Origin of the sequence: Enterobacter sp. UCD-UG_FMILLET (genome assembly GCF_000762975.1) — a bacterium.
Taxonomy (GTDB): Bacteria; Pseudomonadota; Gammaproteobacteria; order Enterobacterales; family Enterobacteriaceae; genus Enterobacter; species Enterobacter dykesii.
In genome coordinates this window covers 76,755-99,952 of record NZ_JRJC01000006.1, presented here as the reverse complement: position 1 = coordinate 99,952, position 23,198 = coordinate 76,755, and the positions used below count along the sequence as shown (strand labels likewise).

Here is a 23,198-nt window from a genome sequence, read left to right as displayed (position 1 = left end):
GAAAATTCGCGCAATAATGTCACCTTTTATTTTGAGGTGCAAGAAGGAATCAGTATGCACGAAATCAACCAAAGCTAAGGCCCGCGCAGCCCTGTCGTGCCATAATAATGCAATATCAATGATTAAATAACAGGAGTTAACTTTGGTTATCGGGCCATTTATTAACGCAGGCGCCGTATTGCTGGGCGGCGTACTCGGCGCCGTGCTGAGCCAGCGGTTGCCGGAGCGTATTCGCACCTCCATGCCCTCAATATTCGGCCTGGCATCGTTAGGGATCGGTATTCTTTTAGTCATCAAATGCGCCAACCTGCCGGTGATGGTGCTGGCCACCCTGCTCGGCGCGCTGATTGGCGAGTTCTGCTATCTGGAAAAAGGCATTAACAGCGCGGTGAGCAGAGCCAAAAACCTGATTGCCCGACCGGGCAAGGCGAAACACGGCACGCACGAGTCGTTTATTCAAAACTATGTCGCCATCATCATTCTGTTTTGCGCCAGCGGCACCGGGATTTTCGGTTCAATGCAGGAAGGGATGACCGGCGACCCGAGCATATTGATTGCGAAAGCGTTCCTTGATTTCTTCACCGCCACCATTTTCGCCACTACCCTTGGCGTCGCCGTGGCGGCGATTTGCGTCCCGATGCTGCTTATTCAACTCGCGCTCGCCACCTGCGCCACGTTGATTCTCCCGCTCACCACGCCGGCGATGATGGCAGACTTTACCGCCGTCGGCGGCCTGCTGCTGCTGGCTACCGGGCTGCGCATCTGTGGGATCAAGATGTTTGCCGTGGTGAACATGCTGCCCGCACTGCTGCTCGCCATGCCGCTCTCCGCGCTCTGGACGCACTTTTTCGCTTAAGGATGCGGCGAAATGGTGAGAGATTGCGCAGTCTGTAACGAAAACAACATTTTTCGTTGACGCCACGGGGCAGATCGGGTTTAATGCGCCCCGTTGCCCGGATAGCTCAGTCGGTAGAGCAGGGGATTGAAAATCCCCGTGTCCTTGGTTCGATTCCGAGTCCGGGCACCACTATTTAAAGAACCCGCCCTCGTGGCGGGTTTTTGCTTTTGGTTTCACCCCGCCCCAGGGATCGTTCCCACCTGCGTCCAGCAGTTTGTTTTTAAAGATAAACAAACACGCCTCGTTGAAGTTTTCAGCCCCCAGGCGTTCCGAGAGCGCCGTTCGTTTGCGATAGAGGCTTTTGACCGACGTATTTAGCTCATCGGCAATGGCTTCCATCGACATCCCTGCCCTCAGCAACCGCAGCATGATCGCTTCGTGCGTGCTAAGCCGTAAGTTAAGCAGCCACTTCGTGGTCAGGCGCCTGCCCTTCATATTGAGCACCAGGTTAAATAACGACGCCATATCCGGCGCGGTCAGCGACGTGTTCATAAACAGCTTCATACTGAGCAGATTCTCCTCGCGGTGTCGCATATCGAGCATAACGCAGCAGATTGTTTTTTTCGTTCTGGCCGGATGGCGTATCAGGTAATCATATAAACGGAGCGGAGAACGACTATCAATCAATACAGAATATTCATCTGCACCGTTATCAAATATGTTTCTGTCAATCGAGTCGAGCAGGATAATATCCGGAAAAAATATCCGCATCCCCCTGACAAGGTAGCGATCCTGAGTCACTAACACTATTGAAGTTGCCACTAACCATCCCTTTTAGATTAAAGCAAGAACGATCCCTCGCAAAGAAGGCCGCCTTCGTTTTATAGCGCTGTTATATTAACGATAAATGTATTCTGGCTTTGGACATCCCTCAATACAGACATTGATGAGTAAGACTTCCTGTAGACTATCATTCAATGGCTGCCATTAATTATAAATAAAAAACAATCGCAGAAAAGTCACTTCCCTAAACATTAAGAGTTTTTGTCATGAAACTTCCCAAACATGCACCAGAAAGTACTTTAATTGAGGCGGGCAAACCACATTAAAAATATATACAAAGCTGTCACAATATAAATAAAACACCCATTCATCAATCACTTACAAATAACCAATCATTTCAATAAAACCGCCAAAAACCACTCGATACAGAATTATCTCAAAACAACACGCCCCCATTTCAACATATTTATCCGGCAACATATCAGGTGTACATTAGCTTTCACCCAGTCCACTGAGATAAGGAACCATAATTACCTTTAGGTAAGTACCCCATAACGTTACTGCATTCAGATTTAATGTTCTCATTTATGGCCTTTAACGCTGAGTTTAAAGGCGGCCGTGTTATGCAATGGATTCATGATAAACAAATGGCAAATAGATATGGAAAGATCGCTTCGCTTCAATACGTTATTCTTTTATCGCACCCCAACATTATTGTTTCTGTTATTCCTCTTTCCTGTTCTGGCTCAGGCTACTGAATCCGTTTATGAGCAACAGATTCAACAGGCGAGAAACGGTAATTACTCACCGTTTCTCGATTATCTTCATCGTTATCAGCAGCAGCATGCCCTCACGCCAGAACACGTTGCGGACTGGTTACAGGTTGCGTCCTGGGCAGGTCATGATGACGAGGTTATTCAGGTCTGGCAGCGTTACGGTATTTATATGCCGCTGCCCGCCCGTGCCGTTGCTGCCGTCGCGCAATCCTGGCGTAATAAAAAAGCGTGGCAGCCGGCCCTGGCGCGCTGGAAAGAGGCACGTAGCCTTGCGCCGGATAACGACGATTATCGTATCGGCTACATCAAAACTCTCGCCGATGCCCGCATGGACACGCTTGCCCTGCAGGAAGCCCAACGGCTGGTAGCGGAAAATTCCTCTCAGGCACATCTTGAGACGCTCTCGTATGTCTGGTTACGCCAGGGAAAAAGCTGGGATCGGCTTCTGGCAGACGCGCGCGCGCTGAATATCGCACCTGAGAATAAAGCGCTCCTCAGCGAGCTGATCGACGCGCTAACGGATAGCCGGGTGAACACCCCCGCGCTCCAGCTTTCACAAAGCGTTACGCTGTCCCCCGCGGAGCGTCGCCGTCTTGAACGTAATGCCGCCGCCGAACGTGTTCGCCTTGCCGATGTGCCCGGCAGAACAGAAAAGGAACGCCTGCAGCTTGCGCAATCTGCGCTGAATCGTTACGACGCCCTGCTTTCCCGCTGGCAGAACGAGCCGCAGGCGGCGGAAGACGTCGTCCTTGCGCGTATCGACAGGCTTGGCGCGCTGTACGCCCATGCTGATTACCCACAGGTGATTAGCGAATATCAGGATCTTACGGCAGCCCAGCATCCGGTGCCGGGCTGGGCAATCGGCTGGGTCATCTCCGCATATCTGCAGGAGAAAAACGCGGCCGCCGCCTTCGCGCTTCTGCAACGCTACCCACAATACGCTTCCGACCCGCAGGACGAGGAGCACGCGCTTTTCTACGCCTGGCTGGATACGGGAGATTATCAATCCGCCCGCCGATATGCTGAGCGCCAGACCCACAATGTCCCCTGGACCCGCTACGATTTCGGCTCCCCTACCCCTCAGCCGAACGATCGGTGGCTTACCGGACAGTCGCTCCGCTTTAACTATTTGCTGGCGACGAATGCCCTGCCGCAAGCCGAAAAGCTGGCGCACCATCTGGCGACAACGGCGCCGGGCAATCAGGGGTTACAGATTGACTACGCCACCCTGCTTCAGGCGCGGGGCCTGCCGCGCGCGGCCGAGCAAAAGCTGAAAAAGGCGGAGGCGCTGGAGCCCTCGAATCTGGAGCTTGAGCAGCAGCAGGCTTACGTCGCCATGGATCTGCAGGAGTGGCGGCAAATGGATTTACTAGCCGACGACGTGCTTGCCCGCGCGCCAGCCGACCGCAGCGCATGGCGTCTCGACAGGCTCCGCACCGTCCACCATATGTCCGAGCTGCGCCTCAACGCGAGCAAGGGTTTGCACTCCGATAACCCCGTCAGCGGGACGCACGACCTCAACTGGGACGCCACGCTCTATGGCCCGCCTCTGGCAGACAAATGGCGGCTGTTTGCCGGCACCCGCTATGCAGAGGGTAATTTCGATGAAGGCAAAGGCACCAGCCGTCACCTGTTGGGCGGCGTCGAATGGCGACCACGCGATCTTCAGCTTGAAGCCGAGCTCTCCAGCAACCGCTATCACGGTGAAAACAAGCCGGGTGCTCGACTCTCAACAACCTATTTTGTGACCGATAGCTGGCAGGTCAGCGGCAGCCTGGAACGCCTGTCGCGCACCACGCCCCTGCGAGCGTTACGTAACGGAATTAGCGCCAACCGGAGTGAAGGTGGGGTGCGCTGGTATCAAAACGAGCGGCGTGAGTACCAGTTCAGCGCCGCCCTCAGCCGCTTCTCCGACCATAACCGTCGCCAGGAATACACCCTCACGGGCAAGGAGCGTCTCTGGCAGACCCCGTCCCTGACGCTGGATCTCGAGCCGGGGATCGCCGCCAGTAAAAACAGCCTGCGCGACACGCTCTATTACAACCCGGCGCGGGATCTGTCCGTGACGGCCGCCCTGGCCGTTGACCATGAGATGGTCCGCCATTACGACACCCTCTGGAGCCAGCAGTTTGTGGCGGGAGGCGGCAGCTACTGGCAGAAAAATCAGTCCGCTGGCGCCATCGCCCTGCTGGGTTACGGACAGCGCGTCCAGTGGAACAACGTTATTGATACCGGCGTGATGTTGAACTGGGACAAGCGCCCTTATGACGGCAAACGCGAGAGCAACCTCTCCGTCACGTTTGACGCGACTTTACGCTTTTAAGGATGAATATGCTGAACACACGTTTTTCCGTGAGCCTGATACTCCTCGGCTGGCTCTGCCTCAGCGCAAATGTCTGCGCGCAGGCGATCTCGTTCATTGCGCCCAAAGATCGGCCGCAGCTGGAGGCAAGCAAACCCTGGCCGAAGAACCAGTTTCTGGTTCTGGCCTACCACGATGTAGAAGACGATGCCGCCGATCAGCGCTATCTCTCCGTCCGCACCAGCGCGTTAAACGAGCAGATAAGCTGGCTACTGCACAACGGCTACCACGCCATCAGCGTGCAGGACATTCTTGACGCGCATGACGGGAAAAAAACGCTGCCGCCAAAAGCCGTTCTGCTCAGCTTTGACGACGGCTACAGCAGCTTTTACACCCGCGTCTGGCCGCTGCTTCAGGCCTGGAACGTTCCTGCGCTGTGGGCGCCGGTGGGCAGTTGGGTCGATACGCCAGCGAATCAAAAGGTGAATTTTGGCGGCCTGATGACGCCCCGGGATCGCTTCGCGACGTGGGACATGGTGCGCGAGCTCAGCCAGTCCCCGCTGATTGAGATCGGATCGCATACCTGGGCCTCGCATTACGGCATTCCGGCCAACCCGCAGGGCAGCCGCGAGCCGGCGATCGCCAATCGCTTTTATGACAGCGCGACGGGTCGCTATGAAACCGATCGGCAGTTCAGCCAGCGGATCGGCGATGACGTTCGCAAAGTGACTGAAAAAATCACGCAGGTGACGGGCAAAGCGCCGCGCGCCTGGGTCTGGCCCTACGGCGCCGCTAACGGTACGTCGCTCGCTATCGCCAGACAGCAGGGTTATCAGCTGGCCTTCACCCTTGAGGACGGGCTGGGGAACGTGCAGGATCTGGGCAACATCCCCCGTCTGCTGATCGCCGGAAATCCCTCGCTCAAGGCGTTTGCCAGCACGGTCAGCCAGGTTCAGGAGCGCGATCCGGTGCGCGTCATGCACGTCGATCTCGACTACGTTTACGATCCCGATCCGGCCCAGCAGACCCAAAACATCAACAGGCTGATCCAGCGGGTCTACGACATGAAGATCAGCCATGTTTTCCTGCAGGCGTTTGCCGACCCGCAGGGCGACGGCAGGATCAAGGCGCTCTATTTCCCCAACCGCCGGCTGCCGGTCCGGGCCGATCTCTTTAATTTTGTCGCCTGGCAGCTGCAAACCCGCGCGGGGGTAAAAGTCTTCGCGTGGATGCCGGTGCTCTCGTTCGATCTCAATCCTTCCCTGCCGCGCGTGCAGCGCAGGGATCGTCAAACCGGCGAGCTGCGCGAAGCCACCGAACCCTATATCCGGCTTTCCCCGTGGGACCCGCAGGTGCGCCAGCAGGTGACGGACATCTATGAAGATCTGGCCCGCTATGCCAGCTTCAACGGGATTTTGTTCCATGACGATGCGGCGCTGACGGACGTGGACGATGCCGGTCAGAACACCACGCGTCAGAAAAGCCAGACGCTTATCGGACTTACCCACGCCCTGAGCCTGGCGGTGAAGCATATCCGTGGCCCGCAGATAAAAACCGCGCGCAATATATTCGCCTTACCCATTCTGCAGCCCGAAAGCGAAGCGTGGTTTGCGCAGAATCTTGATGATTTTCTGGCGGAGTATGACTGGACGGTGCCGATGGCCATGCCGCTGATGGAGTCCGTCCCGGCAGATGAAAGTGATGCCTGGCTGACGCGTCTGGTTAACGCGGTAGCCGCACGCCCCGGCGCGCTCGATAAAACCATTTTCGAGCTGCAGGCCAGGGACTGGGACCAGAAACCGCAGCGCGCCGTGTCCGACAGCCAGCTTGCGCAGTGGATGCGCGTGCTCCAGCTGAACGGCGTCAAAAACTACGGTTACTACCCCGACGACTTCCTTAACAATCAACCTGATATCTCACGCATCAGGCCTGAATTTTCTTCGTACTGGTACCCTGACAATGACTGATCGCATTATCGCCTTCTCTATTTTATGTCTGGTATTCGGGTTGCCGTTAGGCGTGGCCGCCCTCTTTACCGGCGAACTGATTCTGGATTTTGTGTTCTTCTGGCCGCTGTTCATGTCGGTACTCTGGATAACAGGCGGCCTCTATTTCTGGTTTCAGCTTGAACGCCACTGGTCGTGGGATAAAGACACGCCCGCCCCGACGCTCGCGGGTGAGCCGCTCATCTCCATTCTTATCCCCTGTTTCAACGAGGGACGAAATGCCCGGGAGACCATCAGCGCCGCGCTGGATCAGCGGTATGAAAATATAGAAGTTATCGCCATCAACGACGGGTCTTCTGACAACACCGCGCAGGTGCTGCAGGAGCTGGCGCAGGAACAGCCGCGCCTGCGGGTGATTAACCTCGCGGAAAACCAGGGGAAAGCGCTGGCGCTCAAGGCCGGAGCCGCGGCGGCACGGGGCGATCTGCTGGTCTGCATTGACGGCGACGCCCTGCTCGACCGCGATACCGCCGCTTATCTGGTGGCCCCGCTGATTCAGTACCCCCACGTCGGCGCGGTTACCGGGAACCCGCGTATTCGCACGCGCTCCACGCTGATTGGCCGCATTCAGGTGGGCGAGTTCTCATCCATTATTGGGCTCATCAAGCGGACGCAGCGGATCTATGGCCGGGTCTTTACCGTCTCCGGCGTCATCGCCGCGTTTCGCCGACAGGCGCTGGCGGACGGCGGGTACTGGAGTCCGGACATGATCACCGAAGATATCGACATCAGCTGGAAGCTTCAGTTGCGCCACTGGGATATCTTTTTTGAGCCGCGGGCGCTGTGCTGGATCCTGATGCCGGAGACGCTGAAGGGCCTGTGGAAACAGCGTCTGCGCTGGGCCCAGGGGGGCGCGGAGGTGTTTCTGGTTAACCTTCGCAGGATTGTGCGCTGGGAGCATCACCGCATGTGGCCGCTGTTTCTGGAGTACGCGCTGTCAACGCTGTGGGCCTTCGCGTACGCGATGACGGTGCTGCTATTCCTCCTCAGCCATGTTGCGCCTGTTCCCGCCAGGCTAACCGTGGAGAGCCTTTTTCCACCGGAGTTTACCGGCCTGCTGCTGGGCGTGATGTGCCTGCTGCAGTTCCTGGTCAGCTTGTACATCGAGCGGCGCTATGAACGAAAAGTGGCCAGCTCGCTTTTCTGGGTGATCTGGTTCCCGATGGTGTACTGGATGATCGGCCTGTTCACCACCCTCGTCGCATTTCCAAAAGTCATGCTTAAACGCCAGCGCGCCCGCGCTCGCTGGATCAGTCCGGATCGAGGAAAAGGGAGCATTTAATGAACGAAAATACCTTAATTTTGACCGAGCATCGGCTCTTGCCGCGTCTTTTCGATGCAGCGTTGACGCTGGTGGCGTGGGGAGGATTTCTGTTTTTCCTGTATGCCCGTCTGTGGATGCAGCTAACCGATGAGAGCGACCACCGCTGGGGCGTGATTATCGCGTCCTTTAATACGGTGTTGATCTACCTGCTGTTCGCCGCGCTTAACGGCTGGCTGCTGATTTTGTGGTATCAGTACAACCGCCGCCGCGCCAACGTGAGACGGCGCCAGCCGGGCTATTTTCACCAGGAGGAGCTGGCCCGCAGCTTTAACGTCTCGCCGCAGATCATCTCCGAGATGAGCCAGTACAACCTGCTGACGGTGTATCACGATCAGATTGGCCGCATCATCGATCTGAAGGTAAGCGAGCAGCAGGAAGAGGAAGAACAGTAGCGAAAAGCCCCCGCAGGAGACCCTGCGGGGGCTTTTATATTGCGGGTGTGAACTACTTATCTTTAACCACAATCAGCGGCTCGATATCGCTCTCTTTCTTCACCACCAGCGAGTCATCGCCGCGCAGACAGGTGCCGCCGTAGTTCCCGCCTACGGTGAAGGTGCAGACCTGTATGTACTTGCCGTCGACCTTCGGCAGGCACCACAGCTGCTGGTAGATATTCTTGCGGTCGACAAACTTGCCGCTGGATTTATCCAGCAGTTCGTCCTGGGCGCTGATGAGATCGATATTGCTGCCGCAGCGGCCGGCAATCGGCTTGGCAGCGTAGCCGGTCTGCTTCAGTAGATCGTTAACCTCAAAATCGGTGTCGAGCAGGTAACGGTGATTCGGGAACAGCTGCCACAGAACCGGGAGAATCGCCTTGTTGCCGGGAATAACGGTCCACAGCGGTTCAAAGACCAGCACCTCCGGGCGCAGCAGGACGTCAATCAGGCGCACCTCGCCCTTAGGATGTCCGGTGCGAATCGGCACGGCGGCGTATTCGGTTTCGCTCACCTCGCGGATCTGCTCTATCGCCGTTTCCCACGCCCAGGTTTTCCACACGCAGTTGACGTGGCGACCTTCGTCGTCAATCAGCTGTCCGGCGGCATCCCAGCTGAGCGCCCCCAGCCCGTGCAGGATTTTGGTCTCGAACCCGGCCTGCATCAGCGAACGCTGTATAAAGAGCGCGTGATAGTCCTCTTCGACATCGTTGTCCTGCATGATGTGGACGAACGGCCGCGCGTGGCTGTGCTTCCATGCCCCAGTCAGCTCTTCCAGCAGCCCTTCCGCCGGGTTATGCCCGTTGCCGCGATAGCCGTTTTTCACCCACTCTTCGAGAATCAGCCCGCCCTCGGTATGGCAGGAGGCGGAATCCGCGTTGTACTCGTAGACCTTAATGCCGCGCTCATCCATGCAGAAATCCATACGACCGGTGATCATATGGTGGCGACGCCACTGCCAGGAGAGGCGCAGGCGTGGCCAGAGGATTTTCGGGATGTCGAAAAGCGCCAGCAGGCTGTCGTCTTTCAGCACCTTGTCCGTCGCGTGCAGGTACATCAGATGCAGTTCGTTGGTGGCCTTGATCAGCTCCTGCTCGGCGCTTTCGGTAATGGTGAAGTACTGGCAGGGATCTTTGTTGATCACATGGCCGTTGGCGCGGATATACGCCTGCTGTAGCGCGTCATTTTCGTTAAGCCATTTTCCGTCAAACTGACGTTTGTTTTTCAGCCGCGCGCCGCTGATTTTCAGCAGTTCGCCGTCGATTTCCGGCTGAGGAATGCTGTGTTCCGTGTCTTCGGTCTGGATCATCCAGCCGAGAATCTCCGTGTCGTTGAAGGTGTCATGAATTGTATAACACCCGTTCTCCACGCTCAGACGCAGCTCGCGCGTCCACTGCTGCCCGAGCGGCAGCGGGGAGTGAATCACGTTCTGCTCCGCAATACGTACCCTATCGTCGAGAAGCTGGGTGATCACCGCCACGTGGCCGGTCTCGTGAAACTCGCCGCCCTTTTGCCAGATCAGCAGCGCCCCGGCGCGCGGCGCGCGTTTTGAGCCGTTGGCAAAAGCCTGAAGGGGCAGAATGTTATCGTTCACTACCTGACGCAAAAAGCGCAGGGAGAAGATTTCCCACGCCATGCCGACGTCGGTAAACACGAAGCCATAGTTGAGAAACAGGAAACGGCGGGCAAACTCAACGCACTGCCACTTGTGGCCCATGTACTCGTTGCCGATGTAGCTGCGAAAATACGCGTCCTGCGGGTAGCTGCGCGGGTCCAGACTGCCGTAATTTGAAGAGTAAATCGCCACGCCACCGGGCGCATAGCCTAACAATGTCCCGAATGGCGCATCACTGCTTAACTTTCCTTTACGCATGTATCCAACCTAAAACAGGCAGGCGGCAATTTTTTAAGGGTTGTCGTCGTCTGCACGTTGTAATTAACCTGACAGAGGAGCGTTTATCATACACCTGCGCGGTGCATTAACTACATGTTAAACAGCCAGCATGCCGCGAAATGCCCTGGCGCAATCTCCTGCATGGCAGGCTCCTGCGTCTGGCAAACCGGCATGGCGTGCGGGCAGCGGCTGCAGAACTTACAGCCCGGCAGCACGGACGTGGGGCCGGGAATGTCGCCGCGCAGGGTGGCGTCTTCGAGATTGCGAATGCGCGGGTCGGGCTGGGGAACCGCCGCCAGCAGCGCACGGGTATAAGGGTGCGCCGGATGCTGATACAGTTCATTCGCCGGGGCCACCTCCACCAGTTTGCCGAGATACATCACCCCAATGCGGCTGGAGATATGCCGAACCATGGAGAGATCGTGGGCGATGAACAGATAGGTTAGCCCCAGCTCCTGCTGCAGATCCTGCAAAATATTCACCACCTGCGCCTGCACCGAGACGTCCAGCGCCGAGAGCGGCTCGTCGCACAGCACGAATTCAGGATGCACCGACAACGCGCGGGCGATACTGATGCGCTGGCGCTGCCCGCCGCTGAACTCATGCGGGAACCGTTCGAGGTGTTCGTGCTTCAGCCCCACCTTGTAGAGCAGCGTTTCCGTACGTTCCCGCTGTTCTTCCCGGCTGTAGCCGTGGATCTGCATCGGCTCGGCCACCAGCTGTCGCACCGTCATTCCAGGGTTGAGCGAGGAGTAGGGATCCTGAAAAATCGCCTGCATCCGCTTGCGCAGCGGCTTGAGTTCTTTTTCGCGGGCGTGGGCGATCGCCTGTCCGGCGAAGTGGATCTCGCCAGAGGTGATATCAAAAAGGCGCAGTATGGCGCGCCCGAGGGTGGATTTTCCGCAGCCGGACTCCCCCACCAGGCCAAACGTCTCGCCGGGCTGGATATCAAAGCTCACGCCGTCAACCGCCTTCACGGCCACGCCTTTACGCAGTAAACCGCCGTTAAGCTGATAGTGCTTGCGCAGATCGCGCACGCTCACTAAGGGCGCCTGTTGTTCACTCATGCCTGAATCTCCTTGTCGGCCCATAGCCAGCAGGCGGCGCGATGGCCCTCTCCGGCGGCGTAAAAGGCGGGCTGTTGTTCACACTGGAGCATGCGCTTCGGGCAGCGTTCCGCGAACGGGCAGCCCGGCGGCGGGTTAAGGAGGCCGGGCGGCGAGCCTTCAATGGGCGATAAACGCTGATTCACCTCATCCGGACGCGGCAGCGAGGCCAGCAGACCCCGGGTGTAAGGATGCGCAGGGCGATAGAAAATGTCCTCCACGCTCCCCTCCTCCATCACCAGCCCGCCGTACATCACCACCACGCGGCTGCAGACCTGCGCCACCACGCCGAGATCGTGAGTGATCAGCAAAATCGCGGTTTGGGTCTGCTGTTGCAGGCTTTTCAGCAGGCGCAGGATCTGCGCCTGAATGGTCACGTCCAGCGCGGTGGTCGGCTCATCGGCAATAAGCAGCTTAGGGTTGCAGGAGAGCGCAATGGCGATCATCACCCGCTGTCGCATCCCGCCGCTAAACTCGTGGGGATACTGGTCGTATCGGCGTTCCGCCTCGGCAATCCCCACCTGTTCCAGCATGGCGATTGCCGCCGCTTTGGCCGCTTTTTTTGTCAGCCCTTTGTTGCGCACCAGGATCTCTGCCATCTGCTTGCCGATGGTCAGCACCGGGTTCAGGGCGGTCATCGGATCCTGAAAAATCATCGCGATCTCGTTGCCGCGAATGGCGCGCATCTGCGCGGGCGTTTTCTGCGCCAGATCCTCATTCTGGAAGCGGATGCTGCCGCCGGCGATCCGTCCGTTGCTCCCCAGAAGCTGGATAATCGACTTGCAGGTGACGCTTTTCCCACAGCCCGACTCGCCGACGATGCCGACAAGTTCTCCCGGCCGCACCTGAAAGCTCACGCCGCGCACCGCGTGAACCTCGCCCTCGCGGGTGCGGAACGTGGTTTGCAGGTCCTCAAGCGCTAATAAGTTACTCATCGCGATTCGCTCCCGGCTCAAAGGCGGTACGGAATACATCGCCGAGCACGTTAAAGCTGAACACCGTCAGCAGGATCAGAATGCCGGGGAACATCGCCAGCCACGACGCTTCGCCTATATAAGACTGCGCGTTGTTAAGCATGCTTCCCCACGACGCCGCGGGCGCCTGCACGCCCAGCCCTAAGAAGCTGAGCGTCGACTCCATCAGAATGGCCGAGGCGATATTGAGCGTGGCCGCCACGATAATGGTCGGCAGCACGCCGGGAATGATGTGGCGCGCGATGATGCGCAGCGGATGTTCCCCCGACGCGCGGGCATAAAGCACGTACTCGCGCTCTTTCACCGACAGGGTTTCAGCACGCACCAGACGCGACATGTTCATCCACGTCAGCAGGCTGATAATCAGAATGATGTTATCCACGCCCGGCTTGAGGTAAGCATTCACTACCAGCAGCAGGAAGAAGGCCGGAATGGCCATCAGGATATCCACGGCGCGCATCATCAGGTTATCCAGCCAGCCGCCAAAATAGCCGCTCACCGTTCCCACCACCGTGCCGATAAGCGTAGAAAAGAGCATGGCGAGAAAGCCGACCATCAGGGAGATCTGGCCGCCATACAGCGCGCGGGTGAAGTAGTCGCGGCCGTATTCGTCGGTGCCAAACCAGTGCGCGGCATCCGGCGGCAACGTGCGCGCGCCGAGCGCCATTCGATCCGGATCGTACGGGCTTAACCCCGCACAGAGCGCGGCGACAACGAAAATAAAAAGCACAAACAGGGAGAACTGCGCCGGACGGTTGCGGCGCAGCTGGTGACGAACCTGCTGCCAGCGTCTGCTCATCCGGGCTACCTCAGCGTACGAATGCGGGGATCGGCGAAGCGATAAAGCACGTCGGCGATCAGGTTTCCGAAGATCAGCATCATCGACGAGAGCATGATGATCGCCATGATCAGCGGGTAATCCAGCGAGGCGATCGACTGGATCCCGAGCAGCCCCATCCCCGGCCAGGAGAAGACGCTTTCCGTCACATAGGCCCCCACGATCAGCTCACCGAACGAGAGGCCGAACAGGGTGATCACCGGCAGCAGCACGTTTTTCAACACGTGGCGGAACAGAATACTGGAGCGCGTGGCGCCGTAAGCCAACTGGGTCTGCACGTAGTCGGCCGAGAGCTGCGAGATGGTGTTGGAGCGGATGTAGCGCACGTAGCTGGAAAGGTTGTAAAACGTGAGGGCGATACACGGCAGCACGCCATGACGCAGCACGTCCAGCGCATTATCCTCCATGCCGATGGTGCGCATCCCCATGCTGGGGAACCAGTTAAGCTGCACGGCAAAAACGGTGATGAGCAAGATGCCAAACCAGAATATCGGAACAGAAATGCCGATATAGGCGAATAAATTGAGCAGATGATCCAGCCAGCGGTGCTTAAATGCCCCGGCCAGCAGGCCCAACGGGATCGCCAGCACGATCGCCATCAGCAGCGACGCGCCCATCAGTCCCAGCGTGGCCGGTATGCGTTCGCCGATCATCTCCAGCACTGGGCGGTGGTAAATCAGCGAATAGCCGAGATCGCCCTGCAGGACGTTTTTCAGCCACAGGACGTACTGCGTGACCAGCGGCTTATCCAGCCCCAGGCTCTGGCGAATACGTTCGATATCCTCCGGGGCCATACGCGGCGTAATGTACGCCGCCACCGGATCGCCGGGCGCGAGCTTGACCAGCAGAAACGCCACCAGTGAAATAAAAAACAGCATCGGCAGCAGCTGCAGCAGCCGACGCGTGAGGAGTGTGTTCACGACGTGCCCTTTCAAAAGCCCCGACCTGACGGCCGGGGCAATCACTTATTTCTGATAGATTTTTGACAGATCCTGGAACAGATAGACCGGTTTCGGCTCCGCTTCCTCGGTGCCGCCAAAACGCTTGTCCACCGCGACGGTCGCATTGGTGTAGGCGATCGGGTAGTACGTCATGTCGTTCGCCACGGTCTGCTGAATTTGCTTATAGATATCGGCCCGTTTTGCGGCGTCGGTTTCCACTGCGCCTTTATCCCACAGGGCATCAAACTGCGGATTTTTGTAGTGCGCGTAGTTATAGGCTTCGTTGCTCATGAACAGCGATTTGTAACCGTCTGGCTCGGAGCCCATGATGTAGCCGCCCAGGTTCAGCTCCCACGCGGTGTTGTTCATATCGAGGCTGCGCTGAGACATGGCGTTAGAGTCCAGCGGCATCAGCTCCACGTTCACCCCAATGCCCTTCAGCGCCTGCTGAATGTAGAGCGCCATGCTCTCCTGGGTTTTGTTGGTGTTCACATACGCCAGGCGCAGCTTGAGGTTGTCCGGCGCGCCGGACGTCTTCAGCAGGTCTTTGGCTTTTTGCAGATCGAACTTGTACTGCTCGACGTCATCCGTCTTGTAAAGCGTATCTGGCGTCAGGAACGAGGTCGCCGGTTTAGCGTAGTCCAGCGAGGTAAACGCGGTCTGAGTGAGCTCGTCTTTGTTGATGGCATACGCGATGGCCTGACGCAGCGCTTTGCTCTTCATCACCGGCACGTTCTGGTTGAACGTCATATAGGCCAGACGGCCTTCCGGATAGACCACGAAGTCAAACTTACCGGTATTTTTCAGGCGGTTCACATCCTGCGGGTCAACCATCTTGAGGTTGATTTCCCCGTTTTGCAGCGCAAGGTTGGCGGCGTTGCTGTCTTTCGCGAAACGGTAGGTGACCGAATCAAGCTTCGCTTTGCCGTTCCAGTAATCGTCAAAACGGGTCAGGGCGTAATACTGCCCGGCGCGATACTCCTTAAATTTGAACGGCCCGGAGCCGACCGGCGCATCGTTTTTACTGCTCTTTTCCAGGTCGCCTTCACCGGCGAACACGTGCTGCGGGATCGGGTAGATCTGTACCAGGGTGCCGGTAAAGGCCGCGCTGACCTGCGGTAAGGTGAACTTAACGGTGCGCTCATCAACCTTGCTCACCTCAACAGGCTTGCCGCCCCAGGTAAACATGCTGCGGAAGAAGCTGTGCTGTTTGGCATCCAGCAGCTTATTGAACGTAAAGACCACGTCGTCCGACGTCAGCGGCTGGCCGTCCTGCCATTTGAGGTTGGGTTTTAACGTCAGGGTATAGCTCAGGTTGTCGGCGGAGGGCGTCAGGCTTTCCGCCAGGCCCCACTCAATGTTGCCGTTATTAAAGCTGTACAGCGGGGCATAGAGCGCCTGCATGATCGTTAACGTCGTACGGTCACTGGCATAGAGCGGATTCACGGCTAACGGGTCGCCGGAGGTAATACCAATAATCAGCGAACCGCCCTCTTTTGGCGCGTCGTTTTTTGCCGCTGAGGGCGTATTTGTCTCTTTATTTTTCGCATCATCACAGCCCGCCAGGCCTAACGCGAGCGAAACGACCACTGCCGATAACAGAAGCTTGCGCATCTCACTAACTCCTTGCCTTATAAAGTTTTTATTACTGCATTTTTTATTTATGTTGAAGCATCATATTCAGCTTTATCGGTTTTCGCATTAATTATGAAAATGCGATTTTCGATTAAGCTTATGCCGGATTTGTTATATATAAGCGCCAGAAGGAATAGCGGTTAATTGATTGCGCTCGCAACGTTAAACGGTTCACAAATCTCCTGCTACACTGCCTCAACACATCACTCAAAAGGCAGGCCAACATGTCAGACAACACGTATCAGCCACCAAAAGTGTGGGAATGGAAAAAGAACGGCGGCGGCGCGTTCGCCAACATCAACCGCCCGATTTCCGGCGCGACCCATGAGAAAGATCTGCCCGTGGGCTCTCACCCGCTGCAGCTTTACTCTCTCGGAACACCGAACGGCCAGAAAGTGACGATCATGCTCGAAGAGCTGCTGGCGCTGGGCGTGACGGGTGCGGAGTATGACGCATGGTTGATCCGCATCGGCGAGGGCGATCAGTTCTCCAGCGGGTTTGTTGAGGTGAACCCGAACTCGAAAATACCGGCGCTGCGTGACCACTCCACGAACCCGCCAACGCGCGTATTTGAATCCGGCAATATCCTGCTCTATCTGGCAGAGAAATTCGGTCACTTCCTGCCGAAAGATCCGGCTGGACGCACCGAGACCCTGAACTGGCTGTTCTGGCTGCAGGGCGCAGCGCCGTTCCTCGGCGGCGGCTTTGGCCACTTCTACAACTACGCGCCGGTAAAAATTGAATACGCGATTGACCGCTTCACCATGGAAGCCAAACGCCTGTTCGACGTGCTGGATAAACAGCTGGCGCGCGGCCGCTACGTGGCGGGTGAGGAGTACACCATCGCGGATATCGCCATCTGGCCGTGGTTCGGCTGCGTGGCGCTGGGCAGCGTCTATAACGCCGCCGAGTTCCTCGACGCAGAGAAGTACACGAACGTGCAGCGCTGGGCGAAAGACGTGGCGAATCGCCATGCCGTCAAGCGCGGCCGTATCGTTAACCGCACCAGCGGCGAGCTGAACGAGCAGCTCCACGAGCGCCACGCGGCGAGCGACTTCGATACCAATACGGAAGATAAGCGTCAGGCGTAATGTTCCGCCGGGCGGGTCCCCGCCCGGCAACTGAGATCCTTGCTCAGGGCATGATTAGCTTAAAGGTTGAGCCGGTATTGCTGGCACTATCTGGACGTTTTTCTCGCGTGAGATACGATGTCTCAACCGACAGCAGTCACAAAGGATCTGTTATGAAACTGATTAAAACAACGCTGGTTATCAGCGCCCTCATTTTTTCCACCTCGGGAATGGCAATCGACAAAACTGCCGCCGGCGCGGTAGCAGGCGCGGCCATTGGTGCGGCCACGGGCAAAGATCTCAAATCGACCGTTGGCGGCGCCGTCGTGGGCGCAGGCACCGGTGCCATGTTCAAAAACGGCGGCAAAGGTAAAGCCGCGCGTAAGGGCGGCGCGGTAGGGGCTGCCGTAGGCGCTGGTGCCGCAGCGGTTACCGGCAAGAGCATGCTGAAAGGTGCAGCCGTTGGTGCGGGCACGGGTGCGCTGATTGGTGAAGCGACGCACTGATAAATACAGCCGGGCAGCGCTGCGTTTGCCCGGCATGAATCACATTCCCGATGACGCCCTCCGCTTATTGTTCGTGTCTCATCCCTGGATAGTTTTCGTTAACCGCATTAATACTTAATGTCCCGCGCTTTTTGTCTTCCGGACTGTTTCATCTGACGCTTGTCCTGACGGCAGTCGTGATTGCTCTGGTTATTGTTCGCCACGCAGGTCTGCTTCACCTGCCGCGACGCGTCGCGGGTTTCCTGCCTGACATCACGCGCTACACGCCGCTCCTGCGCCTACCGGGTCGAGCTGGCAAAAACCGAGAACAGCATCAGAAAAATGAAAGAAAGGACAGGAATGACAGATAACGATCTGTTCATAAAGGGTTAGCAAAAGAATAGCAGTTTCAGAAGGGGCTGAATGGGGAAGGCGTTAATAATACAAGGCCGCACCGGGCGGCCCTGGAAAGTTGCGTTATGCCGTGAGGCGGAACTTCTGCACCGAGCGCTGAAGCTCTTCGGTCTGGCGCTCCAGCGCCGCCGCCGCGGCAGAAACTTCTTCAACCAGCGAGGCGTTTTGCTGGGTCACGCCGTCCATCTGGGTAATGGCAATCCCGACCTGCGAAATACCCTTGCTTTGCTCCTCAGAGGCGGAAGCGATTTGCTTCATGATGGTTGTCACTTCCGTCACGTCACGTAAAATCGCATCCATGGTGGTGCCGGTGTCGCTCACCAGCTGCGCGCCCTGCTCGACGCGGGAAACGGAATCGGTAATCAGCCCTTCAATCTCTTTGGCCGCGTTGGCGCTGCGGCTTGCCAGGTTGCGCACTTCTCCTGCCACTACCGCGAAACCACGCCCCTGTTCACCCGCGCGCGCCGCTTCAACCGCCGCATTGAGTGCCAGAATATTGGTCTGGAAGGCAATGCTGTTGATCACGTTGGTGATTTCAGCAATTTTCTTCGAGCTTTCCGAAATACCGCTCATGGTGGTCACCACCTCTTCCACCAGCGAGCCGCCGCGGCTGGCGGTGGTTGAGGCCACATCGGCCAGCTGGCTGGCCTGACGCGCGCTTTCCGCGTTCAGTTTCACCGTGGCGGTCAGCTGTTCCATGCTGGCTGCCGTCTCTTCCAGCGCAGCCGCCTGCTCTTCGGTACGGGAAGAGAGATCGTTGTTGCCGCTGGAGATTTCCGTCGCGCCGCGCCAGATATTTTCACTGCCGGAGCGAATCGTGCTGACCGCTTCGCGCAGGCTGTCCTGCATGGCGCTCAGCAGCGGCACCAGCTGCCCCACGCAGTTACGACCGAACGGCTCAATGGGCTGGCTGAGATCGCCCTGGGCAATCTGGCGGAACTGCTGGCGAATGCGAGCCAGCGGTTTGACCAGCATCGCCACCAGGTAACGGTCGGTGAAGAGCAGGATCAGCAGGCCGATAATCGTGGCGACAACAATCACCGTGCGGGTCATGCTTGTCAGGCCGTCCACCACCACGCGGGTGCTGTCGAGCGACTTCGCGGCGGCATTGTTGAACTCTTCAGCCGCCGCACCGAACGCGCGGCTCAGCGGTGGGGTGACGTTGTTGGCCTGCTGGCGATACCCCTCCAGATCCCCCTGCTTCGCCTGCTGCATTTGCGGCGTTACGCCCTGTTCAAGCAGCGCCTGCCAGGAGCCGAGCACCCGGGATGAGATCTGCTCATCCATCGGGCCTGGGGAGATCGCTTTCATCTCGGCCAGTTTCTTGCCCATGTTATCCAGCGCCTGTTGGGCGGAGGAGAGATCCGGCGTGCCGCCTGCGGCTTTGACTTCCATCGCGCGGCTCAGACGGGTCACAAAGCGGAAATATTGATCGTTACCCTGGCTGAGTACCGTCATCTGTTTAACCAGCTGGCGATCGACCTCATTGCCATCTGAAACGCGAGAAAGGGACCAGGTGCTGTACAGCCCAACGCCCGCCCACATTAAACAAAAGATCCCGAGAATCGTCAGCATGACGAAGCGGATCGTGAAATTACGGAGCATATTCATAAGTCTTCCTTGCCGTGAGGGTGAGTTCGCCCAGAGGCGAGTACTACTCTCGTTATCGGCAGGAAAAAGGGAAATTATAACGTTTTGTGATCATTTTTAATTAGCGTGGCTTCACTGGTCACACAGCAGTCGTTAATCATTAGGCCCGCGCTTAGGGATGCAATTTGTGATGTGATAAGTGCAGAGTGGGAAAGCGCTTTGAATCTGTGGCAGGCGTCGTCGGATAAGTCGTCGGATAAATAGTGCGGTCTGATGCCCTCACCCGGGCCCTCTCCCACAGGGAGAGGGAGCTTAAGTAAGGGGAATTACTTCTTACTGATCTTATCCAGATACCCCATCACAAACGCAGACAGCACAAACGTCAGGTGGATGATGACGTACCACATCAGTTTGTTATCCGGCACGTTCTTCGCGTCCATAAACACGCGTAACAGGTGAATAGAGGAGATCGCCACAATCGACGCGGCGACTTTATTCTTCAGCGATGAAGCATCCATTTTTCCCAGCCAGCTGAGCTTCTCTTTACGCTCGTCGATATCGAGTTGGGAGACAAAATTCTCGTAGCCGGAGAACATCACCATCACCAGCAGCCCGCCCACCAGGGTCATGTCCACCAGCGACAGCAGAACCAGAATCAAATCCGCTTCGGCAATAGAAAAAATGTTCGGCAGAACATGCCAGATTTCCTGAAAGAACTTAATCGTCAGCGCGATAAGTGCCAGCGAGAGGCCAAAATAGACGGGGGCCAGTATCCAGCGAGAGGCGTACATGGCATTTTCAAAAAAGCGTTCCATAGAGTCCTGTTTGCAAAAGAAACCAGCGTCCAGTATATCTCAACGGCGCTGGCTGTTTGCAATAACTCAACGGTACGTCATTCAGACGTTGTCCGGGTTAACCTCGGGACGTGCGTACTCCGGCCAGACAAGCGCCACCAGTTCAGGATAGGCTTCAAGACTGAACTCGCGAAAACACTGCCGCAAATTTAATACGTCCAGATCGGAATAAGAGACCTTTTCGCCGTTAAGGCAGCGCTTTTTGATATTGTCATAATATTTATAGACTGCTGAATTCAGATCGCTACAGCGACGCTGCGCCTCAAACAGTCCGGGCGTATCATTAATTTCCGACATTTTCATGCGCTTAATTGTCGCGTGTAAAAAGTCGATATATTCGTGGTTCACCCGCCAGTACCAGACAGGCGTAACGGAGTTCATCAATACAGAGAAATGGTCTTCCCCTTCCTCTTTTGTCATCAGTTCAGGTTGCGGGGGTTCACTGGTGTCTTTAGACACTTTCGTTTTATTGAACTCCTGCATCAATAAAAGCACACCAGCGGTCAGTAATAGTAATGTGATGACCGTAAAAAAGATGCTGTTCATGGGTAGACTCCATTTTTTTTGATTTTAAAATTGCCTCATGATATTGTCAACGAATCTCACGCCTTTACCAACCCCACCCTGTTGAAATTAAAGGAAATTAAAAATGCTGCCCGACTATCTCGTCCCGGCTAAGTACCACATTACGCCTGTGGAACAGCAACCGACGGAAGCAGAAAAAGAGGCCAGTTTCACTCAGGGGAAAAGAAAGCTCTCTGATTTCGAGCCCGATATATTAATTGGTGTTTCCCGAACTGGCAAATCCCGAAATATGTTGCTGGAAGAGCACGATCGCCATATAAAAGACCGCTTATTTCGCGCCATAAAAATTGAAGCCTTTGTCCACCTGCTGAATGACCTGCAGGCTGAGGGTGAAATAGATGCCCAAAAACTCAGTCAAATAATGGCCGAGAAAACCGAAGAAATTAATGAAGCGGGCAATAAAATTTGGCTTAATTTAATTACGCGTGAAAAGAACAACCCAATTTTTTACAGCCTGGGGGAAGATTAACGTGAAAGAAGTTAAAAACAACGACGTTTATTTGACTTTAGATGATAAAAAAAGTGATGAATTTATCTTAAAGCAAAATCTCGACGCACTGAGAAACACAAAAAATGACGAGATGACGCGAATTACACAAGACCTGGTATCGATCCCGGCGACGCTGGTTCGTCTGAAATGGCGGAACCGTCGTGAAATTTATCCGCTACAGGTCAAAGAAGAAATTTACGGTGCCGTGATGAACGCCATCATTGAACAGCGTCCAGAACTGAAAGAGAAGCTTCTGGGACGTCTCGAGGCCAATTATCAGTACCTGCTTGCCAGAGAAATCGCCACCCTGCGTCTGACGCGCAAGCTGTCAGACGGTGAGTACCGTACCTCAAACGTCACCTGCGTAGCGCTTGATGAGGACGCGCTGGCACCCTCTTCTACTGCACCGACGGATAGCAAAAACACATAAACCGACAGGCATAAAAAAAGCCGGCTTTCGCCAGCTTCTTTATCACTTCGAGGCCGCTTTCTCTTCGCCGACCAGTCCAATCTTCAGGTAACCCGCCTGATGCAGCGTGTCCATTACCTTCATCATGGTTTCATAATCAACGGTTTTATCCGCACGGAAGAAGACCGTGGTGTCTTTCTTACCGCCCGTAAGCTGCTCCAGCGCCGGGATGACAGAGTCGGCCGTCACCGGGTCGTTCCCGAGGAACATGGATTTATCCGCCTTCACCGACAGGTAAATAGGCTTCTCCGGGCGCGGCTGGGGCTGGCTGGAAGATGCCGGCAGATTCACCTTCACATCCACCGTCGCCAGCGGTGCGGCCACCATGAAGATAATCAGCAGAACCAGCATGACGTCGATAAACGGCGTCACGTTGATTTCATGCATTTCACCGTTATCGTCCAGATTTTCGTTTAGACGCATCGCCATACTCTTAACCTGCGCGCAGTTTAGACGCCGCGTGCACCGGCTTAACCGAGCTGGCATTCAGGTCCAGATCGCGACTTTGCAGCAGCAGAACCTGTGCGGCAACGTCACCCAGCGTGGCTTTGTAGCTGCCAATCATACGCGCGAAAATGTTATAGATGACCACCGCCGGGATAGCGGCAACCAGACCGATGGCCGTCGCCAGCAGCGCTTCTGCGATACCCGGCGCAACGACCGCCAGGTTGGTGGTATGGGTCTGCGCGATGCCGATAAAGCTGTTCATGATGCCCCAGACCGTACCGAAAAGACCGATGAACGGTGAGATCGCGCCGATGGTCGCCAGATAACCATTGCCGCGTCCCATGTGTCGGCCAACGGCCGCCACGCGACGCTCCAGGCGGAAACCGGTACGTTCTTTGATGCCTTCGTTATCTTCACTGCCAGCGGAGAGTTCCAGCTCGTTCTGTGCTTCATTCACTAAAAGGGTGGTCAGGCTTTTCGCGTGGAAGGATGAGGTCATATCTGAAGCCTGATCCAGAGAGCGGGCTTCTGCCAACTGCTGCTGTTCCCGCTTAAGGCGACGCTTCTGCGAAAGCAGCTCGGCGCTTTTGCTGAAGAAGATAGCCCAGGTGACAACGGACGCCAGAATCAGGCCGATCATCACAATCTTAACCACGATGTCAGCATGATGATACATGCCCCAAACGGAGAGATCCGTCTGCATCAAATTATTACCCACTCTGTATCTCCAGGACGCAAATCACAAAATCTGAACGTAATAATATCAAAACGTCGTCGAATTGATAGTAGTTCTCATTAGTATTTGCATAGTGCCGTAATTTTCGCTCACTTTCCTTGCGCTTACGCAGTAAAAATTTCTTATGCGAATTTTTGCTAATATTTTCTGCTTATTCGATAAGTCTCGGGGTGCAGTTTTTTCCAATCGTGGTAGTCTGGACGTCCA

The 23,198-nt window shown here is 56.3% G+C and carries 21 protein-coding genes and 1 tRNA gene; 10 read left to right on the top strand and 12 right to left on the bottom strand.

Features of this window, described 5'->3' with window-relative positions:
• Positions 1-142 precede the first annotated feature (142 nt).
• Together LA04_RS00915 and LA04_RS00910 are read left to right on the top strand one after the other, a co-directional pair.
• Positions 143-856: a DUF554 domain-containing protein gene (locus LA04_RS00915; protein WP_047650155.1), complete on the top strand. Its 714-nt coding sequence runs from the start codon at positions 143-145 to the stop codon at positions 854-856.
• Between the two features lie 95 nt (positions 857-951).
• A tRNA-Phe gene (locus tag LA04_RS00910) sits at positions 952-1,027 on the top strand.
• On the opposite strand, the gene LA04_RS00905 is transcribed toward LA04_RS00910, so the two are convergent.
• Positions 1,028-1,609, bottom strand: a complete 582-nt coding sequence (locus LA04_RS00905) for a helix-turn-helix transcriptional regulator (RefSeq protein ID WP_052119507.1) — start codon at positions 1,607-1,609, stop codon at positions 1,028-1,030. It abuts the tRNA gene before it with no gap.
• 672 nt (positions 1,610-2,281) lie between these two features.
• On the opposite strand from LA04_RS00905, the gene pgaA reads away from it, so the two are divergent.
• Genes pgaA through pgaD form a run of 4 tightly spaced genes read left to right on the top strand, consistent with a single transcriptional unit; the run spans position 2,282 to position 8,421 of the window.
• Entirely contained in the window at positions 2,282-4,720 is a 2,439-nt protein-coding gene (gene pgaA / locus LA04_RS00900; protein WP_047650153.1) for a poly-beta-1,6 N-acetyl-D-glucosamine export porin PgaA, read from the top strand.
• Between the two features lie 8 nt (positions 4,721-4,728).
• Positions 4,729-6,666 (top strand): poly-beta-1,6-N-acetyl-D-glucosamine N-deacetylase PgaB, encoded by a 1,938-nt coding sequence (gene pgaB, locus LA04_RS00895; protein WP_047650151.1) that lies wholly within the window; start codon positions 4,729-4,731, stop codon positions 6,664-6,666.
• Entirely contained in the window at positions 6,659-7,987 is a 1,329-nt protein-coding gene (pgaC, locus tag LA04_RS00890) for a poly-beta-1,6-N-acetyl-D-glucosamine synthase (protein WP_047650150.1), read from the top strand. The genes pgaB and pgaC overlap by 8 nt, the downstream gene beginning before the upstream one ends.
• Positions 7,987-8,421, top strand: a complete 435-nt coding sequence (gene pgaD / locus LA04_RS00885) for a poly-beta-1,6-N-acetyl-D-glucosamine biosynthesis protein PgaD (RefSeq protein ID WP_047650148.1) — start codon at positions 7,987-7,989, stop codon at positions 8,419-8,421. Before pgaC ends, pgaD begins: the two co-directional genes overlap by 1 nt.
• Before the next feature lie 52 nt (positions 8,422-8,473).
• Here pgaD and gss read toward each other — a convergent pair whose 3' ends face one another.
• From gss to LA04_RS00855, 6 genes are all read right to left on the bottom strand, one after another.
• Positions 8,474-10,336 carry a bifunctional glutathionylspermidine amidase/synthase gene (gene gss / locus LA04_RS00880; protein ID WP_047650146.1) on the bottom strand — a complete coding sequence of 621 codons (1,863 nt, stop codon included), beginning with the start codon at positions 10,334-10,336 and terminating at the stop codon, positions 8,474-8,476.
• Positions 10,337-10,446: 110 nt separating this feature from the next.
• On the bottom strand, positions 10,447-11,424 hold the full coding sequence (locus LA04_RS00875; RefSeq protein WP_047650145.1) for an ABC transporter ATP-binding protein: 978 nt from the start codon (positions 11,422-11,424) through the stop codon (positions 10,447-10,449).
• The gene (locus LA04_RS00870; RefSeq protein WP_047650143.1) at positions 11,421-12,398 is read right to left on the bottom strand and encodes an ABC transporter ATP-binding protein; all 978 of its coding nucleotides are present in this window, start codon (positions 12,396-12,398) and stop codon (positions 11,421-11,423) included. Before LA04_RS00870 ends, LA04_RS00875 begins: the two co-directional genes overlap by 4 nt.
• On the bottom strand, positions 12,391-13,236 hold the full coding sequence (locus tag LA04_RS00865) for an ABC transporter permease (protein ID WP_029740724.1): 846 nt from the start codon (positions 13,234-13,236) through the stop codon (positions 12,391-12,393). Before LA04_RS00865 ends, LA04_RS00870 begins: the two co-directional genes overlap by 8 nt.
• A 5-nt stretch (positions 13,237-13,241) precedes the next feature.
• Positions 13,242-14,195 carry an ABC transporter permease gene (locus tag LA04_RS00860; RefSeq protein ID WP_047650369.1) on the bottom strand — a complete coding sequence of 318 codons (954 nt, stop codon included), beginning with the start codon at positions 14,193-14,195 and terminating at the stop codon, positions 13,242-13,244.
• Positions 14,196-14,240: 45 nt separating this feature from the next.
• Positions 14,241-15,830 carry an ABC transporter substrate-binding protein gene (locus LA04_RS00855; protein WP_047650141.1) on the bottom strand — a complete coding sequence of 530 codons (1,590 nt, stop codon included), beginning with the start codon at positions 15,828-15,830 and terminating at the stop codon, positions 14,241-14,243.
• A gap of 245 nt (positions 15,831-16,075) precedes the next feature.
• Between LA04_RS00855 and yghU the strand changes: the two genes are divergently transcribed.
• Together yghU and LA04_RS00845 are read left to right on the top strand one after the other, a co-directional pair.
• The gene (gene yghU, locus LA04_RS00850) at positions 16,076-16,942 is read left to right on the top strand and encodes a glutathione-dependent disulfide-bond oxidoreductase (protein WP_023309162.1); all 867 of its coding nucleotides are present in this window, start codon (positions 16,076-16,078) and stop codon (positions 16,940-16,942) included.
• 152 nt (positions 16,943-17,094) lie between these two features.
• The gene (locus tag LA04_RS00845) at positions 17,095-17,427 is read left to right on the top strand and encodes a hypothetical protein (protein ID WP_047650138.1); all 333 of its coding nucleotides are present in this window, start codon (positions 17,095-17,097) and stop codon (positions 17,425-17,427) included.
• A gap of 456 nt (positions 17,428-17,883) precedes the next feature.
• Here LA04_RS00845 and LA04_RS00835 read toward each other — a convergent pair whose 3' ends face one another.
• From LA04_RS00835 to LA04_RS00825, 3 genes are all read right to left on the bottom strand, one after another.
• Complete coding sequence (locus tag LA04_RS00835) at positions 17,884-19,431, bottom strand: methyl-accepting chemotaxis protein (RefSeq protein WP_047650137.1); 1,548 nt, start codon at positions 19,429-19,431, stop codon at positions 17,884-17,886.
• A gap of 305 nt (positions 19,432-19,736) precedes the next feature.
• The gene (locus tag LA04_RS00830) at positions 19,737-20,225 is read right to left on the bottom strand and encodes a TIGR00645 family protein (protein ID WP_023309169.1); all 489 of its coding nucleotides are present in this window, start codon (positions 20,223-20,225) and stop codon (positions 19,737-19,739) included.
• A gap of 81 nt (positions 20,226-20,306) precedes the next feature.
• Complete coding sequence (locus LA04_RS00825; protein ID WP_023309170.1) at positions 20,307-20,810, bottom strand: ESA_00282 family adhesion-associated protein; 504 nt, start codon at positions 20,808-20,810, stop codon at positions 20,307-20,309.
• Between the two features lie 103 nt (positions 20,811-20,913).
• On the opposite strand from LA04_RS00825, the gene LA04_RS00820 reads away from it, so the two are divergent.
• Both LA04_RS00820 and LA04_RS00815 read left to right on the top strand, forming a co-directional pair.
• Positions 20,914-21,318 (top strand): hypothetical protein, encoded by a 405-nt coding sequence (locus tag LA04_RS00820; RefSeq protein WP_047650136.1) that lies wholly within the window; start codon positions 20,914-20,916, stop codon positions 21,316-21,318.
• Between the two features lies 1 nt (position 21,319).
• The gene (locus LA04_RS00815; protein WP_047650135.1) at positions 21,320-21,769 is read left to right on the top strand and encodes a hypothetical protein; all 450 of its coding nucleotides are present in this window, start codon (positions 21,320-21,322) and stop codon (positions 21,767-21,769) included.
• Between the two features lie 42 nt (positions 21,770-21,811).
• On the opposite strand, the gene exbD is transcribed toward LA04_RS00815, so the two are convergent.
• Both exbD and exbB read right to left on the bottom strand, forming a co-directional pair.
• Positions 21,812-22,237 carry a TonB system transport protein ExbD gene (exbD, locus tag LA04_RS00810; protein WP_023309173.1) on the bottom strand — a complete coding sequence of 142 codons (426 nt, stop codon included), beginning with the start codon at positions 22,235-22,237 and terminating at the stop codon, positions 21,812-21,814.
• Between the two features lie 4 nt (positions 22,238-22,241).
• Entirely contained in the window at positions 22,242-22,973 is a 732-nt protein-coding gene (exbB, locus tag LA04_RS00805) for a tol-pal system-associated acyl-CoA thioesterase (protein WP_047650134.1), read from the bottom strand.
• Between the last annotated feature and the right edge of the window lie 225 nt (positions 22,974-23,198).

Excerpts from the sequence above, each read along its gene's own strand:
- LA04_RS00905 (WP_052119507.1), bottom strand. The coding sequence starts at position 1,609 with ATGCGGATATTTTTTCCGGATATTATCCTGCTCGACTCGATTGACAGA.
- pgaA (WP_047650153.1), top strand. The coding sequence starts at position 2,282 with ATGGAAAGATCGCTTCGCTTCAATACGTTATTCTTTTATCGCACCCCA.
- pgaB (WP_047650151.1), top strand. The coding sequence starts at position 4,729 with ATGCTGAACACACGTTTTTCCGTGAGCCTGATACTCCTCGGCTGGCTC.
- pgaC (WP_047650150.1), top strand. The coding sequence starts at position 6,659 with ATGACTGATCGCATTATCGCCTTCTCTATTTTATGTCTGGTATTCGGG.
- pgaD (WP_047650148.1), top strand. The coding sequence starts at position 7,987 with ATGAACGAAAATACCTTAATTTTGACCGAGCATCGGCTCTTGCCGCGT.
- gss (WP_047650146.1), bottom strand. The coding sequence starts at position 10,336 with ATGCGTAAAGGAAAGTTAAGCAGTGATGCGCCATTCGGGACATTGTTA.
- LA04_RS00875 (WP_047650145.1), bottom strand. The coding sequence starts at position 11,424 with ATGAGTGAACAACAGGCGCCCTTAGTGAGCGTGCGCGATCTGCGCAAG.
- LA04_RS00870 (WP_047650143.1), bottom strand. The coding sequence starts at position 12,398 with ATGAGTAACTTATTAGCGCTTGAGGACCTGCAAACCACGTTCCGCACC.
- LA04_RS00865 (WP_029740724.1), bottom strand. The coding sequence starts at position 13,236 with ATGAGCAGACGCTGGCAGCAGGTTCGTCACCAGCTGCGCCGCAACCGT.
- LA04_RS00855 (WP_047650141.1), bottom strand. The coding sequence starts at position 15,830 with ATGCGCAAGCTTCTGTTATCGGCAGTGGTCGTTTCGCTCGCGTTAGGC.
- yghU (WP_023309162.1), top strand. The coding sequence starts at position 16,076 with ATGTCAGACAACACGTATCAGCCACCAAAAGTGTGGGAATGGAAAAAG.
- LA04_RS00845 (WP_047650138.1), top strand. The coding sequence starts at position 17,095 with ATGAAACTGATTAAAACAACGCTGGTTATCAGCGCCCTCATTTTTTCC.
- LA04_RS00835 (WP_047650137.1), bottom strand. The coding sequence starts at position 19,431 with ATGAATATGCTCCGTAATTTCACGATCCGCTTCGTCATGCTGACGATT.
- LA04_RS00830 (WP_023309169.1), bottom strand. The coding sequence starts at position 20,225 with ATGGAACGCTTTTTTGAAAATGCCATGTACGCCTCTCGCTGGATACTG.
- LA04_RS00825 (WP_023309170.1), bottom strand. The coding sequence starts at position 20,810 with ATGAACAGCATCTTTTTTACGGTCATCACATTACTATTACTGACCGCT.
- LA04_RS00820 (WP_047650136.1), top strand. The coding sequence starts at position 20,914 with ATGCTGCCCGACTATCTCGTCCCGGCTAAGTACCACATTACGCCTGTG.
- exbD (WP_023309173.1), bottom strand. The coding sequence starts at position 22,237 with ATGGCGATGCGTCTAAACGAAAATCTGGACGATAACGGTGAAATGCAT.